Origin of the sequence: Sphingobium rhizovicinum (genome assembly GCF_042647625.1) — a bacterium.
Lineage (GTDB): Bacteria > Pseudomonadota > Alphaproteobacteria > Sphingomonadales > Sphingomonadaceae > Sphingobium > Sphingobium rhizovicinum.
Map to the genome: position 1 here is coordinate 1,561,060 of NZ_JBHRVU010000004.1, position 15,119 is coordinate 1,576,178.

The following is a 15,119-nucleotide window of genomic DNA, read 5'->3' on the forward strand; positions in this document are numbered from 1 at the left end:
ATGAGTCGGTGACAAAAGAGCGGTGCGATTGTCCGCAGACCGGCTAGTGCCCCATCCGCCGCCGTCGCGCCAACAAAAGGCTGGACGTCATAAATAAGGGCAGCTTATGTTTTGGGGCATGTCCAGCCTGCCGCCCCTGTCCGCCATCCGCGTGTTCGAAACTGCAGCCCGGCTGGAAAATTTCACCGCCGCCGCGCAGGAACTGGGGATGACCCAAGCGGCCGTCAGTTATCAGGTGAAGCTATTGGAGGAACGGCTGGGCATCAGCCTGTTCCAGCGCATCGGGCGCAAGGTTGCGCTGACCGAAAAGGGGCGGGAAATTGCGCCGGTGCTGACCCGCGCCTTCGACCTGATGCGCGACGGGTTCGCCGCCCTGACGCAGGATCATTCGGCGGTGCTGTCGATCAGTTGCACCAACAGCTTCGCCCATCTCTGGCTGGCGCCCAGGATCGGGGCGTTCCAGATGCGCCACCCGCATCTGGCCGTGCGCATCCAGGCGGAGGATGCGGTGGTCGATCTGGCCCGCGACGGCGTTGACCTCGCCATTCGCGGGGGCAAGGGCGACTGGCCGGGGCTGGAGGCGAAGCTGCTGACCCATAATCGGCTGGTGCCCATGTGCAGCCCGGCCTGGCTGGACCGGCATGGGCCGATTGCCGATGCGCATGCGCTTCATGCTCTGCCGCGCCTGTCGCCCGATGATATGTGGTGGCATGAATGGTTCGCCGCGATGGGCGTGGAGGCCGATCCGGCGGACGGCCCGCCCGGCATCGCGCTCGACAGTCAGGTGATGGAGGGACGCACGGCGATTGCGGGGCAGGGGATCGCGATCCTCAATCATTTCCTTTGGAAGACGGAAGTGGAGGCCGGCCTGCTGGTGGAGGCCATGCCCTCCTATGTCCGGGAAATCGCCAGCTACTGGATCGTCTATCCGCCGCACGCCCGCAACACGCCCAAGATCAAGGCGTTTCGCGACTGGATCAGCGCGGAATTCGCCGCCGAGATCGCGGCCGACCATGAAGGGCGCTACTTGCCTCGATGATGCGCCATGCGTATATTCATGCGCATATTTGATGAGGGCTGTCATGACCAAGCAGGAACGGATCGCAACGCGCAAGGCGACGAACCTGTCGCTGGATGTCGACCTTGTGGCCGACGCCAAAGAACTGGGCATCAACCTGTCGCGCGCTTGCGAAGAGGCACTACGCAAGGAAATCGCTGCGGAACGGGGGCGGCGTTGGCAGGAGGAGAATGCCGCAGGTATTGCTGCATCCAACGCCTATGTCGAAAAATATGGATTGCCGCTCGAAAAATATCGGATGTTCTGATGGCGCGCTTTTGCGTGCATCGCTTGCCTGACGATGGCTATGTTCTGGATTGCCAATCCGACCTTCTGGATCATCTGACGACGCGCTTCGTGGTGCCGCTGGTTCCGATCGAGCATGTCGGCACACCGATGGCGAAACTCAATCCTATATTCGATGTGGATGGACAGCGACTGGTTATGATGACTCAATTTTCCGGTGCAGTGTCTGCGCGGTCGTTAGGTAAAGTCGTTTTATCGCTGTGGGATCGGGATTATGATATTTCCAACGCGCTCGACATGCTGACGTCGGGCTATTGACCAAATCCGTTTCCGTTTCGTCCCCGCTTTGCTAAGCCGACCGCAATGACCGATTTTCGCGACCCGTTTGACGCCATCAAGGATCACCCATTCGACAATGCGCTGTCGGAGCGCTATCTGGTCTATGCCTTGTCGACCATCACGGCGCGATCGCTGCCGGATCTGCGCGATGGGCTGAAGCCGGTGCATCGCCGGTTGCTCTGGGCGATGCGGTTGCTGCGGATGGAGCCGGGTGGCGCAAACCCGGACGTGCTGGTCGCCAATCCGGCGCGCAACACCACCAGTTACAAGAAATGCGCCCGCGTCGTCGGTGACGTCATCGGCAAATATCACCCGCATGGCGACGCATCGGTTTATGATGCGATGGTCCGTTTGGCGCAGGATTTCTCGCTGCGCACGCCACTGGTCGATGGGCAGGGAAATTTCGGCAATATCGACGGCGATAATGCGGCGGCGATGCGCTATACCGAAGCGCGCCTGACGCAGGCGGCCGCCGACCTGATGGCCGGGCTGGACGAAGGCACGGTCGATTTCCGCCCCACCTATAATGGCGAGGATGAAGAGCCGGAGGTGTTCCCCGGCCTGTTTCCCAATCTGCTGGCCAATGGCGCCAGCGGCATCGCGGTCGGCATGGCGACCAGCATTCCGCCGCACAATGTCAGCGAACTGATCGACGCGGCCAATCTGCTGATCGACGATCCCGAAGCCGACCATGCCGCGCTGATGCAGATTGTGCGCGGGCCGGACTTTCCGACCGGCGGCGTGCTGGTGGACAATGCGGCGATCATTTCCGAAGCCTATGCCACCGGGCGCGGGGCGTTCCGCACGCGGGCGCGCTGGCACAAGGAGGATGAAGGGCGCGGCGGCTGGATCGCGGTCGTCACCCAAATCCCCTATCAAGTCCAGAAATCCAAGCTGATCGAACAGATTGCGGCGCTGATCAACGACAAGAAGCTGCCGATCCTGGCCGATGTGCGCGACGAATCCGACGCCGAAATCCGCATCGTGCTGGAACCGCGCGCCCGCACGGTCGAACCGCAGATGCTGATGGACAGCCTGTTCCGCCTGACGGACCTAGAAAACCGCTTCTCCCTGAACCTCAATGTGCTGGACGCCACCCGCACGCCGCGCGTTCTGGGGTTGAAGCCGCTGCTGATCGAATGGCTCAAGCATCAGATCGACGTGCTGGTCCGTCGCGCCCAGCACCGGCTGGAAAAGATCGCCGCGCGTCTTGAACTGCTCGACGGCTATATCATCGCCTATCTCAACCTTGACCGGGTGATCGAGATCATCCGGACCGAGGATGAGCCAAAAGAGGTGATGATGGCCGAGTTCCGCCTGACCGACCGTCAGGCCGAAGCGATCCTCAACATGCGCCTGCGATCGCTGCGCAAGCTGGAGGAGATGGAGCTTCGCCGCGAACATGCCGAACTGGTCAAGGAGAAGGAGGAACTGGAGAAGCTGGTCGAAAGCCCTGCCCGCCAGCGCACCCGCCTGAAGAAGGATCTGGCCGCGCTGCGCAAGCGCTATGGCCCGGAAACCGATCTTGGCCGCCGCCGGTCACTGGTGGAGGAAGCTGGCCCGGCCCGGGAAATTCCGCTGGAGGCGATGATTGATCGTGAGCCGATCACCGTCATCCTGTCCGAACGCGGCTGGATCAGGGCGATGAGCGGCCATCGCGATCTGGCGGCCGCCGACACGCTCAAGTTCAAGGAAGGCGATGGCCCGCAATTCGCCTTCCACGCCTATACGACCGACAAGCTGCTGATGGCGACCGCGACCGGCCGGGTCTATACGCTGGCGTCGGACAAGCTGCCGGGCGGGCGCGGCTTTGGCGATCCGGTGCGATCGCTGGTTGATATGGACAATGAAGGCGCGATCATCGCGCTGATGCCGGCGCGCGCGGGCAGCGATCTGCTGCTGGCGTCATCCGACGGGCGCGGCTTTGTGGCGGCGGTGTCCGACATCATGGCCGAAACGCGCAAGGGCAAGCAGGTGGTGAATGTCCGCGCTGGGGCGAAGCTGAGCGTTATTCGCCCCGTTCATCCCGATGCGGACAGCATTGCAGTGATCGGCGAGAACCGCAAATTGCTGGTTTTTTCCCTTACGGAAATGCCGAAAATGGCGCGCGGACAGGGGGTGCAGATGCAGCGCTATCGCGACGGAGGCCTGTCCGATGCGATCGCGTTCAGGCTGTCCGACGGCCTTAGCTGGACCATGGGCGGCGAGTCGGGGCGGACCCGGACGGAAAGCGACATGATGCCGTGGAAGGTGGCGCGCGGCGCTGCTGGTCGCATGCCGCCAACCGGCTTTCCGCGCGACAATCGGTTCTAAATCAGTCGCTTTGCAATTTTTATGAAGTTTTTTCGGATCGGCGAATAGCGTTTCCCGAAAATTTACTCCTTCTGGATACAGCGGGGGTATGGAATCCATGTCGGTGCGCAATTTGCCGGTCGGACAGGCCAGCGACACCCCTCTTGCAGGGGAGGATGGCGTGCATCCCGACATCACCGCCAGGATGACGGATTGGCTGTCGGCGCTGCCGCAGGTGGCGGCGATTTTTGCCTTTGAAAATAACGTCATAAATCTGGTCGAAGGCAATAGCCGGTTCGATATGGCCTTTCACGCCCATTCGGAAACCGGCGCGCGCAACAGCCGGATCATCAACGAATGGCGCGAACGGGTGACGGCCTTCATCCATTCCGGGCGCGATTCGGACAGTTTCGAAATCCGTCGCGACGGCAAGCTGGGGCCGGAATATTTCCTCTGCACCATCGGCCGCCTGCCCGCGGTGGAGGGGCGGCCCGAACATTATCTGTTCACCGCCATCGACCGCACCAGCGAACGGGCGATCGAAAAGAATCTGCGCCGCGAACTTCTGTCGGACGGCCTGACCGCCTTGCCCAACCGGACCGGCTTTGGCGAAGAGATTGACGATCGGCTGGCCAACGCCCTCTGGCCCGACAATGCCCAGTTCGGCATCATTGCGATCGATCTCAGCCGGTTCAGCCGCGTCAATGAATCGCTGGGTCCGATGGCGGGCGACGAACTGCTGATTACGGTGGCCAAGCGGCTGAAGTCCAGCCTGCGGCAGGGCGATGTGCTGGCCCGCATCGGCGGCAATGATTTTGCTATTTTTGCAAGGTTAAACAATGGTTTGTCGGATGCTCTGCATATCGTTCAGAGGATCAGGGAAGCGCTGAGCTCGCCGATCCGCCTGAGTGATCTGCAAATCCGCGTCGATTGCGCGATCGGTTGCGCGCTGTCGATCAATCTGGACGATGATCCCGACGATGTCGTGCGCAAGGCGCAGGCCGCGGTGAAGATCGCCAAGCGCAGCGGCAAGGTGGAAATCTATCGCAACGGCGTGCTCAAGGAAGCGCAGCGTCGCTTCTCGATCGAAAGCCGCCTGCGCGATGCGCTGGCCCAGGGTGGCCTGACTTTGGCCTATCAGCCGCTGATTCATCTTCAGACGGGCGAAATTACCGGGTTTGAGGCGCTGGCCCGCTGGGATGACGAGGAACTGGGCCGGGTGTCCCCGGTGGAATTCATCGCCGTTGCCGAAGAAAGCGGCCTGATCACCCCGCTGGGCCGCTGGGCCGCCTATGAAGCGGCGCAGGCGCTGTCGCGCTGGGACGCGAAGTTCGGGCAGGCGCTGCCGGTTGGCGTCAACGTCAACCTGTCGCCGATCCAGATGGCGCGTGATGACGTCGCCTCCATGTTCGAAGAGGCGCTGCGCTATTCCGGCGTCGCCGGCAACCGGCTGACCGCCGAATTGACCGAAAGCGCGATCATCGCCGATCCTGACAAGGCGCGTAAGCTATTGTTCGCGCTCAAGGATCTTCAGATGCCGATCGCCATGGACGATTTTGGCACTGGCTTTTCCAATCTGGCCAGCCTGCACAGCCTGCCGATCGACATTTTGAAGATCGACCGCAGCTTCGTATCGTCGATGCTGGAGGATCGCGACAAGGTCGTCATTGTTCGCACCATATTGTCACTGGCGGAATCGCTGAACCTGAAGGTCACGGCGGAAGGCATAGAGACGCAGGAACTGGCCCACGCCCTGCAAAAAATGGGCTGCTGGCAGGGGCAGGGCTATTATTTCGCCAAGGCCATGAGCGAAGGCGAAGCCTTTGACTATTGGCGCGCCCGCTGGAATTTCGAAACGGTCTGATCCGCCAGTTCTGCGACGCGCTCCGCGTCAGGAAAATCCTCCGCCACCCACAATCGCTGCACCTCGTGCAACGCCTTCGCCACATCGGGGCCGGGCTGCAAACCGCGCGCGATCAGGGCTCCGCCGCCGATCGGCAAGGTTGGCGGCGTCCAGTCTTCCAGCGTAGCGATGGCCCCCAGCGGTTGTGCCGCATCCAGCAACAGCCGGTCGATCGCCCCCTCCATGCCAACGCGATAGGCCAGCGCGCGCGGCGTTTCGCCCGCGACCGCCGGGTCCAGCGCCGTCATTAGCCGCTTGCGCGCCTTGTTCGACAATTTGAGCCGTGCGCCGACCTGATCGGCCAGCGTCGGGTCATGCGGCAACAGCGCGGCAAGGCGGCGCAGGGCGGAGGCGGGGAGCGCGCTGTCCGCCTCCCGCCCGATCAGCGTTTCGACCCGGTCCACCCCGTCCATCCGCACTTCAGGCAGGACCGGCGTCAATATGCCGCCGTCGACCATCAGACGCAGCGCATGGATCGGTGCGGCGACGCCCAGCAATTTGAGCAGTTCGTCGGCAATTCGCTCGCGCGACAGGGCCATCAGGCTGTTGGCGGCGGCGACGCAGGCGTCATAGGCGGCGGCGTCCAGTTCATTGCCGCCATAGCGCGCCAGAAACCGGAAATAGCGCAGGATGCGCAGATGGTCCTCCGTGATCCGGGCGGAGGCGTCGCCGATGAAGCGCAGTCGTCGCGCCTCCAGATCGGGCAGGCCGCCAAAATAGTCGCTGATCGCTCCGCTCGCCGGATCGGCATAAAGCGCGTTGATGGTGAAGTCGCGCCGGGCCGCATCCTCGCGCCAGTCGTCGGTATAGGCGATGGTCGCGCGCCGCCCGTCGGTGCTGACATCGCGGCGCAGCGTCGTGATTTCGACCGGGCCGTCGGCAAGAACGGCGGTGATCGTGCCATGGTCGATGCCGGTCGGCACCGCCTTGATCCCAGCCGCCTTCAGCCGGTCGACCACATCCTGCGGGGCCAGCACCGTCGCGACGTCCAGATCATTGACTGGCAGGCCCAGCAGCGCGTCGCGCACGGCGCCGCCCACGAAACGCGCCTTGCCATCCCCGGCGTCCAGCGCGGCGAGCAGACCATCCAGGCCCGGGCGATGACGCCAGGCGGCGTCAGGCAGTAAAAGTGTCATGGCCCAGCCTTCGGGACAGATTGGCAAGAATGGCGGCGGTGATCCCCCAGATGCGGCGATCCTGCCAGAAAATCTCATAATAGGCCCGCATCGCGCCGGCATATTCGACCTCGCGCCGGATGCGGTTGGCCGGGTCCAGCGCAAAGGCCAGCGGCAGTTCGAACCAGTTCGCCACCTCGCCCGCCTGTGCGCGCAGCGGCAGGTCGGGCGGGATGACGCCCAGCACTGGAACGATGTCGAACCCGGTGAAGGTGCAATAGCGATCGGACGTGCCGATCACCTGCACAGCATCGGGGGGCAGGGCGATCTCCTCCTGCGCCTCCCGCAGCGCACCGGCAATTTCGTCGGCGTCGCCCGGATCCACCCGGCCGCCGGGGAAGGCGATTTGCCCGGCATGTTTGCGCAGCGTGGTGGCGCGTTCCGTCAGGATCAGGCCGGGTTCGGGCCGGTCGGTGATGGCCACCAGCACGGCGGCGGGCGCAAGCGCAATATCTTCCACGATCCGCGGGTCGCGCACATCCGACAGGGCAAGCATTTCCCGCCGATGCCCCTCCTCCAGTGCGGCGCGCAGCCTTTCCGTCAGGCTCATGCAGCGCCGTCCAGCGGGAAGAAGGCGCCCTCGCTCCACAGGCCGATGCGCTCGCCATCTTCCTCCAGCGCCAGGTTCATCAACTCATAATAGACGCTGCGCGCGATCAACGCCTCCATGCCGCCGCGCACATGCAGATAGGGGTGCGGGCCATCGGGCGTTTCGCGCAGGGTCAGGCCATGGTCGGCGCTCGCCGTCACCAGATCGCCGCTGTTCAGGCGAAAGATCAGCGTGCGCATGCGCCCGTCGCCCTCGGTCTTCAGTTCGACCGCGACAAAGGGGGCGTCCTCCACCTCTATGTCCAGTTTTTCGACCGGGGTGACGAGGACATGGCTGCCATCCGGCTCGCGCCGCAGGATGGTGGAAAACAGGCGCACCATCGCTTCGCGGCCGATGGGCGATCCCTGATGATACCATGTGCCGTCACGGGCGATGCGCATGTCGCTGTCGCCGCAATGATCGGGATTCCATTTCTCCACCGGCGGCAGCCGCTTTTCGGCCAGCAGGCGCGCTATGTCGGCCAGCGACAAAGTGGACAGGTCGGGCAAGGGCTCCATCGGCATGGGGCGGAGATAGGGACGTCCTTGCCCGAAGGCAAAGAAGTAATTTCTACGCCGTGACAGTGATGCGCGGCGCCAGTATGCCCACGCCGCCGATCGGACGGCCATCGACCGACAGCGCCAGCAGACGCCGTTTCTCGAACGGGCCGGGCGCGTCCCATCCGTCGGTGCCATCGGCGGTGAAGCCCCAGAAACGGCCATAATATTCGGGATCGCCGATCATCATCAGCGGTTCTGTGCGCAGCGTCCGGGCGGCGGCGACCACCGCATCCATCATCGCGCGGCCATGCCCGCCCTTTTGATGCGCCGGCTCGACCGCCACCGGGCCGACCATGATCAACGGCAATTGTCCGTTATCGGCCTGTTGTCCGCCATCGGTCAGCGTCAGCGCCACCGGCCAGCTTTGCAGCGATCCGATCAGCGCGCCATCATCGTCCACCACGGCAAAGGACAGGGCCGGGAGCCAGGGCATGCCGTCGCGGATCTTGTAGGCGGTGCGGCCATGGCGATCAGGACCAAAAGCCGCATCGAGCAGCCGCTCGATCGCCGCGTCGGACTGATTATCCAGGGGCACAATATGAGACACGACTTGCCGTTCCGCCATCAATGGCGCATGGGGCAGCGCCGGAGCGGCGGGCTTTAGCGTCCATGCCGCAAAATGAAAGACTAAATAGGCCCCGCCTTTCGGCAGGAGATGGGCCATAAGTGGCAGGCTATGCAGACTGGATTTGACGATTTTCTGACGCTGGAGGTCAATAACCTGCACGTCGACGTGCTGACCGGCATTTATTCGGAGGAGACGCATCTCCCCCAGCCGCTGCGCATTTCCATCCGCGCGCGCCTGCGAATCGCCGATCATTATGAGCCAGGCACGCCGCTGACCGCGTCCAAAAATTACATGGACCTTAAGCATGCCGCGTCGACCGCGCTGCCCGAGGGCGTGCATTTCACCCTGATCGAAGCGGTGGCCGATCATATCATCGACACCATCTTCCTTCAGGACGACAAGGTCAGCCATGTCGAAGTGAAGATCGTCAAGCTGGCGCTGAGCGAGCGGGGCGAGGAAATCGGCATCACGCTGGGCCGCGGCCGGAAATAAGCGAACGGTGCTCCTGCGAAAGCAGGAGCCCAGGGTTCAACGATGCACCCTCCATTCTGGGCTCCTGGTTTCGCAAGAGCACCTAGAGCATAATCCGTTCATACTGAACGGATTATGCTCTATTTCTCTTTTGTTTTCCGCATTTTCCGAGCCAGCAGATGATGCCATCTGCTTCGAAAATGCTCTAACATCATCCCTTCTTGATCAGCCCGATCTCGATCAGCCGCTCGGTCAGATAGTCATGCGCGCTGATCGGCTCCTGCCGGCGCGGATTGTCTTCGCTCACGCATTGCGGCAGCGCATCGATCATGAAATCGGGGCGCAGATGCAGGAAGAAGGGCATGGAATAGCGCGAATGGCCGCGCCGTTCGGGCGGCGGATTGACCACGCGATGGCTGGTCGATGGCAGCACATGGTTGGTCAGTCGCTGGAGCATGTCGCCGACATTAATCGCCAGCGCCCCCGGCGGCGGCACCACCGGCAGCCAGTTGCCGTTCCGGTCCTTGAGTTCCAGCCCGCCTTCTTCCGCGCCCAGCAACAGGGTGATGAGGTTGATGTCCTCATGCGCGCCGGCGCGAATACCCGGAGCCTGTGGCGACACCGGGGGATAATGGAGCAGCCGCAGGATCGAATTGCCATTGTCGATCGGGCCGTCGAACCAGCGTTCGGGCAGCCCCAGATAGAGGGCGATGGCCGACAATAGCTCCGCGCCGACGCGATCGAACTCGCGATAGAGTTTGGCGAAGACCGGCTTGAATTCCGGCATTTCCGTTGGCCAGATATTGGGCGGCATGGTTTGCGCCAGCGGATCGCCTTCTGGCAGGTCGCGGCCGACATGCCAGAATTCCTTCAGGTCATTCTCGCTCGCGCCCTTGGCAATCTCCACGCCAAAGGCGGTGTAGCCGCGCTGGCCGCCATTAAATTTTGCGTCGTAGGCCTGCTTGGCTTCGACAGGCAGGGCGAAGAAATCGCGCGCCAGCGCCCATCCATTGTCGACCAGCGACTGGTCCATGCCATGGTCCTTCACCATGGCGAAGCCGAACCGTTGAAAGGATTGGCCGAAAGCCTGGGCGAAATCCGCCTTGGACATATCCGCCATGGACAGGACGGGCACCTGATCCAGTACCGTTTGCGACACTTTATCGTCTCCAGAAATCGAAGTGGGGCACGCCACCCATATGGGGCCGCCCGCCTATGGGTGCATCCTTGATCGCGCCGGGCCGCTGTTGCAAGGAGGCAAAATGAATTACTGGCTGATGAAATCGGAACCCGACGCCTTTTCCTATGACGATCTGGTCAGGAAGGGGAAGGCGGAGTGGGACGGCGTGCGCAATCATGCGGCGCAGGGCCATATGCGCGCCATGCGCCGGGGCGACCTGTCGATCTTCTATCACAGCAATATCGGGGTCGAGGCGGTCGGCATCATGGAGATTGTCGAGGAGGCTGCGCCCGACAGCACCGACGACAGCGGCAAGTGGATCGCGGTGCATGTCGCGCCGCGCGAAAGGCTGGCCAAATCGGTGACGCTCAAGGCGATGAAGGCCGATTCGGCGCTGTCGAACATGGTGATGTTGCGCCAATCGCGTCTTTCTGTCGCGCCGCTCACCAAGGCCGAGTTCGACCATATTGTCGCAATGTCAAAGGCTTGAAATCGTCTTTGCAGACTGGGTGAAACCCGATTGCACATTACGCAATCAGCGCGCCGTTTTTTGCGATTGTCGCTTTGTCGCACTGCAACATAGAAGCAACGTCAACAGAACAAGAATATAAGAGGTGTTTGATCGGCATTCACAAGGAGTTTACCCATGCGAATGCTGTCCAAGTTGTTTGTTGCTGGCGTTGTTAGCGCTACCGTCGCCACCGCCGCTTATGCCGAAGACGCCGCTTCCAAGCAGCGCTTCACCCACGAAGGTTACACCTATGTCTATCAGGTGAAGGACACCAAGACTGGCAAGGTGATTTCGGGCCGTCGCTTCCCCGACGCCGTCGCCTTCAACCTGGCCGTCAAGAATGGCAAGGTTTCGGGCACCTCGGGCGGCCAGCAGGTTGCCTTCAAGGTGGAAGAGGCCCGCGGCGCCGCTTCGGAATAATCGCCGAGCGCCTGCAAAAAGTTAGGGACGGCATCTGACGGGATGCCGTCCCTTTTTTCTTGGCTTCGCATGGCCGATCAGGCTGCGATCGAAAGCCGACGCCCGCTCCAAAGGACGTCGGCCCGATCCGCCCGATCGATCAGCGGCAGCGACGCTTGCTGTCGATTTCCTTGCCCAGCAGGGCGCCGCCGGCCGCGCCCAGGATCGTGCCGGTGGCGCGGTCGCCACGGGTGTCGATCGCCCGGCCGACCAGTGCGCCGCCCACGCCGCCGACGATCAGGCCGGTCGTGCCGTTGGACTTGCGGCAATAGGTGCGGCCGTCGCGGCCACGCCATTCCTTGTAGCGATAATGTTTGCGCGCCTGCGCACCATCGGTGGGCACCGCCATTGAAACGGGAACGGCCAGCGAAAGGGCGGCCAGGGCCATCAGGGCTTTACGCATATCTATCTCCTCCATAAGCGTGATTTGGCGTTTGAACCCGCATATATTGATCTGGGTTGCATGAACGTCAGGCAACGGTTCAAGCCCTTGTTTCTCAAGACATAAATTTTGAGGCAAAATGATGCGCGCAGACGATGAACGGGATGGAAAGGCGTTGATCGCAGCCCTGGGTCTGGCCCCGCATCCCGAAGGCGGCTGGTATAAGGAGACCTGGCGCCCCGCCGCCGCGCCGGGCGAGCGGCCGATGGGCACGGCGATCCTGTTTCTGCTGGAGGCGCATGAGCGGTCGCACTGGCACCGCGTCGATGGCGAGGAAATCTGGTTCTGGCATGCCGGCGCACCGTTGATCCTGTCGGTCGCGGCGGAAGGGCAGCCGGCCAGCGACCTGCTGCTCGGCCCCGATGTGCTGCATGGCCAGATGCCGCAGGGCCGCGTGCCCGCCCATCACTGGCAGGCGTCGACGCCGCAGGGCGGATGGACGCTGGTCAGTTGCACGGTCACGCCGGGCTTCGATTTCGCCGGCTTCACCCTGGCCCCGCCCGACTGGTGGCCGCCGGCCTGAACTTATCCACACTTATCCACAGCTTTGTGCGGAGCCTGTCAAAAAACCGTCCGATTTCGCTTTGAACGACTCGGATCTGGTGAGACCATGCCTGTATCGAGACGACGGAAACGGAGCGATCCAATTCCAAAAATGAACGAGAAATCAGTCATTTAAATCGGATCGATCGTTCGATGGAAGGCCCTGTCCGCAAGGATATGGTCTCTACCAAAGAACGGGACGCTTGCAGTCCATGCCGGGTACGCGCGAAAGTGAACGTCGGGCAGGGACATAAAGCGACCAGCACCGGGACGGCGGCCCTTGGCCAGGCCCGGAGCAAAGCCGGATCACCGGATTCGCATGCGGGCCAGCCCCGCTTGCGCAAAGGGTGAAACGGATACGCCGGGCCGATGATCGCATCCCTGCCCGGGACGCGGATCGATAGACCTGACGGAAGTGGGGACCGGCAGCAATGCCGGCCCCCATTTTGTTTTGGGGAACGGCATGCCTGCCTGAAAAATGGTGCGGATGAGGGGATCGAAACCCCGACCTTCGGTTTACAAAACCGCTGCACTACCGCTGTGCTAATCCGGCCCGTCCTTTCGGGTGCGACGCCCTTACTATCAGATCACGCCAAAGGTCCAGCCTCAGTCGCGGCAATTTGCGCTGTCATCGCCGGCGGCGTCCAAAGATCGGGGCGCAGCGCCATTTTTCGCATCCATGCGGCGGTCACGATCGCGTCGGCGGCATGATCGTCGGGCATCGCGCCATCATGCGCATCGCTGCCCAGCGCCATCAGCGCTGCGTCAAGCGCCGCGCGATCGCGCATCTTCGTCCGCCCCTTGGGCCGCCCCGCGGCGCGCGCGGCGATGCTGGTGTATATCTCCACTACAAGCGAACCGGGCGCGGCCGGCAGAGGATCGAACGGCCACACCGGCACATGAAGGCGAATATGATGGAGCAGGCGCATGCCGGCAAAGCTGGCCTTGGCCACCTGCGCCGCGCCGATCGCGTCATAGATGGTGGAGGGCTTGCCGCCGCCGCCCGCCTTGTAATGCGCCTCGCACGCGCGATTGTGCAGGAAATCGGCCTTCACCCCGTCCGCCTTGCCGAAATAGAAATGCCGGCGATGGGCGACCTCCAGCAGGCTCGCCGCGCCCAGATCAACATCGTCGCAGATCGCATCGACATAGGCCCAGAAGGCAGGCCCATCCTGCGGCACGCCATCGCCGGGCAGATAGTCGCCCCGCGCGACAAAGGGCGGCGCAAAGCTGAAATCGAAACCGAACAGGGTGGGCGCATCCGCTGCGGTCTTCACCAGCCAGTCCGCCACCGCCTGCCGCGACCAGATGCCGCCGGGCGCGGGGATCAGGCGCGGGACCGCCTGTCCCGCTTCGCACAGGGCGACGGCGATCCCCTTGTGCCGCGCGCCCTTCGCGCCTGACCAGTCGATCGCGGCAAAGCGCGAAAAATGGGGCGTCACGCCGGCCCGCGTTCGGCCCGCAGCCTGTTCCAGTGCGCGATCCGTTCGGCAATGCGCGCCTCGAACCCGCGATCGATCGGCTGATAGAAGGTCTGCGGCGTCATCTCTTCGGGCCAGTAATTGGCGCCGGGATGAAAAGCCCTGATCGGCGTCATGATCATATTGATAGCCCTTGCCATAGCCGACCTGCTTCATCAGCTTGGTGGGGGCGTTGACGATGTTCATCGGCGGCATCAGCGATCCAGTGTCGCGCGCCGATTTGAACGACGCCTTCATCGCCATATAGCCGGCATTGGATTTGGGCGCAGTCGCGCAATAAATGCACGCTTGCACGATCGCCAGTTCCCCCTCCGGCGACCCCAGAAATTCATAGGCGTCCTTGGCCGCCAGGCATTGCACCACCGCCTGCGGATCGGCCAGGCCAATATCCTCCGTGGCGAAGCGCACCAGCCGGCGCAGCACATAGAGCGGCTCTTCCCCCGCCGTCAGCATCCGCGCCAGATAATAGAGCGCCGCCTGCGGATCAGACCCGCGCAAGGACTTATGCAGGGCGGAAATGAGGTTGTAATGCCCCTCCCGATCCTTGTCATATACGGCGACGCGGCGGTGGAGCAGGGCGGACAGGCCCGCCGGATCGAGCGGCGTGGAAATCGCGATTGAATAGAGGGTTTCGACCTGATTGAGCAGGAAGCGCCCGTCGCCGTCCGCGCTGGCCAGCAACGCTTCCCGCGCGGCCGGATCGAGCGGCAGCGGCCGACCCGTCAGCGTTTCGGCCCGATCGAGCAACTGCGCCAGCGCGCGCGCATCCAGCCGCCGCAGGATCAGCACCTGCGCCCGCGACAACAGCGCCGCATTCAGCTCGAAACTGGGGTTCTCGGTCGTCGCGCCGACCAGCGTCACCGTGCCGTCCTCGACAAAGGGCAGGAAGCCGTCTTGCTGCGCCCGATTGAAACGATGGATTTCGTCCACGAACAGCAGCGTCTTTTCGCCCATCCGGCCATGCTCCTTGGCCGCGGCAAAGACTTTCTTGAGGTCGGCGACGCCGGAAAATACGGCGGAGATCGGCGCAAAGCGCATGCTCACCGCATCGGCCAGCAGGCGTGAAATCGTCGTCTTGCCCGTGCCCGGCGGCCCCAGAATATGATGGAGGACAGGCGTCCCGCGGCCACCATCCGGCCGATTGCGCCGTCCGGGCCGGTCAGATGTTCCTGCCCGACCACATCGGCCAGCGTGCGCGGGCGCAGCCGGTCGGCAAGGGGGGCGGTTTCGATATGGTCCGACGGCTGGCCGGCGAAGAGGTCGCTCATCATTTCACCGTTCGCCCTGAGCCTGTCGAGCCGAA

15 protein-coding genes, 1 tRNA gene and 2 pseudogenes are annotated in these 15,119 nt (G+C 63.1%); 9 read left to right on the forward strand and 9 right to left on the reverse strand.

Annotated elements, in window-relative coordinates; translation table 11 throughout:
* Positions 1-118 precede the first annotated feature (118 nt).
* The 5 genes from ACFOKF_RS08855 (at position 119) to ACFOKF_RS08875 (ending at position 5,798) form a co-directional block, all read left to right on the forward strand.
* Entirely contained in the window at positions 119-1,039 is a 921-nt protein-coding gene (locus ACFOKF_RS08855; RefSeq protein WP_380795120.1) for a LysR substrate-binding domain-containing protein, read from the forward strand.
* 43 nt (positions 1,040-1,082) lie between these two features.
* Entirely contained in the window at positions 1,083-1,325 is a 243-nt protein-coding gene (locus ACFOKF_RS08860; protein ID WP_380795123.1) for a type II toxin-antitoxin system CcdA family antitoxin, read from the forward strand.
* Complete coding sequence (locus ACFOKF_RS08865) at positions 1,325-1,621, forward strand: CcdB family protein (RefSeq protein ID WP_380795125.1); 297 nt, start codon at positions 1,325-1,327, stop codon at positions 1,619-1,621. The genes ACFOKF_RS08860 and ACFOKF_RS08865 overlap by 1 nt, the downstream gene beginning before the upstream one ends.
* 45 nt (positions 1,622-1,666) lie before the next feature.
* On the forward strand, positions 1,667-3,955 hold the full coding sequence (gene parC / locus ACFOKF_RS08870; RefSeq protein ID WP_380795128.1) for a DNA topoisomerase IV subunit A: 2,289 nt from the start codon (positions 1,667-1,669) through the stop codon (positions 3,953-3,955).
* 88 nt (positions 3,956-4,043) lie between these two features.
* Positions 4,044-5,798 (forward strand): putative bifunctional diguanylate cyclase/phosphodiesterase, encoded by a 1,755-nt coding sequence (locus ACFOKF_RS08875; RefSeq protein ID WP_380795130.1) that lies wholly within the window; start codon positions 4,044-4,046, stop codon positions 5,796-5,798.
* On the opposite strand, the gene ACFOKF_RS08880 is transcribed toward ACFOKF_RS08875, so the two are convergent.
* The 4 genes from ACFOKF_RS08880 to ACFOKF_RS08895 are packed head-to-tail and all read right to left on the reverse strand — an operon-like array spanning position 5,762 to position 8,726.
* Complete coding sequence (locus ACFOKF_RS08880) at positions 5,762-6,973, reverse strand: CCA tRNA nucleotidyltransferase (RefSeq protein ID WP_380795132.1); 1,212 nt, start codon at positions 6,971-6,973, stop codon at positions 5,762-5,764. The genes ACFOKF_RS08875 and ACFOKF_RS08880 overlap by 37 nt on opposite strands.
* The gene (locus ACFOKF_RS08885; protein ID WP_380795135.1) at positions 6,954-7,562 is read right to left on the reverse strand and encodes a CoA pyrophosphatase; all 609 of its coding nucleotides are present in this window, start codon (positions 7,560-7,562) and stop codon (positions 6,954-6,956) included. Before ACFOKF_RS08885 ends, ACFOKF_RS08880 begins: the two co-directional genes overlap by 20 nt.
* Positions 7,559-8,125, reverse strand: coding sequence for a DUF1285 domain-containing protein (locus ACFOKF_RS08890; RefSeq protein WP_380795136.1), 567 nt, complete (start codon positions 8,123-8,125; stop codon positions 7,559-7,561). The genes ACFOKF_RS08885 and ACFOKF_RS08890 overlap by 4 nt, the downstream gene beginning before the upstream one ends.
* 46 nt (positions 8,126-8,171) lie before the next feature.
* The gene (locus tag ACFOKF_RS08895; protein ID WP_380795139.1) at positions 8,172-8,726 is read right to left on the reverse strand and encodes a GNAT family N-acetyltransferase; all 555 of its coding nucleotides are present in this window, start codon (positions 8,724-8,726) and stop codon (positions 8,172-8,174) included.
* A gap of 111 nt (positions 8,727-8,837) precedes the next feature.
* On the opposite strand from ACFOKF_RS08895, the gene ACFOKF_RS08900 reads away from it, so the two are divergent.
* Entirely contained in the window at positions 8,838-9,221 is a 384-nt protein-coding gene (locus tag ACFOKF_RS08900; RefSeq protein WP_380795142.1) for a dihydroneopterin aldolase, read from the forward strand.
* Positions 9,222-9,411: 190 nt separating this feature from the next.
* On the opposite strand, the gene ACFOKF_RS08905 is transcribed toward ACFOKF_RS08900, so the two are convergent.
* Positions 9,412-10,359 (reverse strand): isopenicillin N synthase family dioxygenase, encoded by a 948-nt coding sequence (locus tag ACFOKF_RS08905; protein ID WP_380795145.1) that lies wholly within the window; start codon positions 10,357-10,359, stop codon positions 9,412-9,414.
* Between the two features lie 103 nt (positions 10,360-10,462).
* On the opposite strand from ACFOKF_RS08905, the gene ACFOKF_RS08910 reads away from it, so the two are divergent.
* Together ACFOKF_RS08910 and ACFOKF_RS08915 are read left to right on the forward strand one after the other, a co-directional pair.
* Positions 10,463-10,870 carry an EVE domain-containing protein gene (locus ACFOKF_RS08910; protein ID WP_380795148.1) on the forward strand — a complete coding sequence of 136 codons (408 nt, stop codon included), beginning with the start codon at positions 10,463-10,465 and terminating at the stop codon, positions 10,868-10,870.
* 162 nt (positions 10,871-11,032) lie between these two features.
* Entirely contained in the window at positions 11,033-11,311 is a 279-nt protein-coding gene (locus tag ACFOKF_RS08915; RefSeq protein WP_380797726.1) for a hypothetical protein, read from the forward strand.
* 139 nt (positions 11,312-11,450) lie between these two features.
* On the opposite strand, the gene ACFOKF_RS08920 is transcribed toward ACFOKF_RS08915, so the two are convergent.
* Complete coding sequence (locus ACFOKF_RS08920) at positions 11,451-11,753, reverse strand: glycine zipper 2TM domain-containing protein (protein WP_380795151.1); 303 nt, start codon at positions 11,751-11,753, stop codon at positions 11,451-11,453.
* A 121-nt stretch (positions 11,754-11,874) separates the two neighbouring features.
* Between ACFOKF_RS08920 and ACFOKF_RS08925 the strand changes: the two genes are divergently transcribed.
* A complete protein-coding gene (locus ACFOKF_RS08925; protein WP_380797727.1) occupies positions 11,875-12,315 on the forward strand; it encodes a cupin domain-containing protein in 441 nt (146 codons plus the stop codon).
* Positions 12,316-12,814: 499 nt separating this feature from the next.
* Here ACFOKF_RS08925 and ACFOKF_RS08930 read toward each other — a convergent pair.
* The 3 genes and pseudogenes from ACFOKF_RS08930 to ACFOKF_RS08940 all read right to left on the reverse strand — a co-directional run bounded on the left by ACFOKF_RS08930 (position 12,815) and on the right by ACFOKF_RS08940 (position 15,084).
* Positions 12,815-12,888, reverse strand: a tRNA-Thr gene (locus tag ACFOKF_RS08930).
* Positions 12,889-12,917: 29 nt separating this feature from the next.
* Positions 12,918-13,777, reverse strand: a pseudogene (locus tag ACFOKF_RS08935) (hypothetical protein).
* Positions 13,774-15,084 (reverse strand): annotated as a pseudogene (locus tag ACFOKF_RS08940) (replication-associated recombination protein A). Before ACFOKF_RS08940 ends, ACFOKF_RS08935 begins: the two co-directional pseudogenes overlap by 4 nt.
* Between the last annotated feature and the right edge of the window lie 35 nt (positions 15,085-15,119).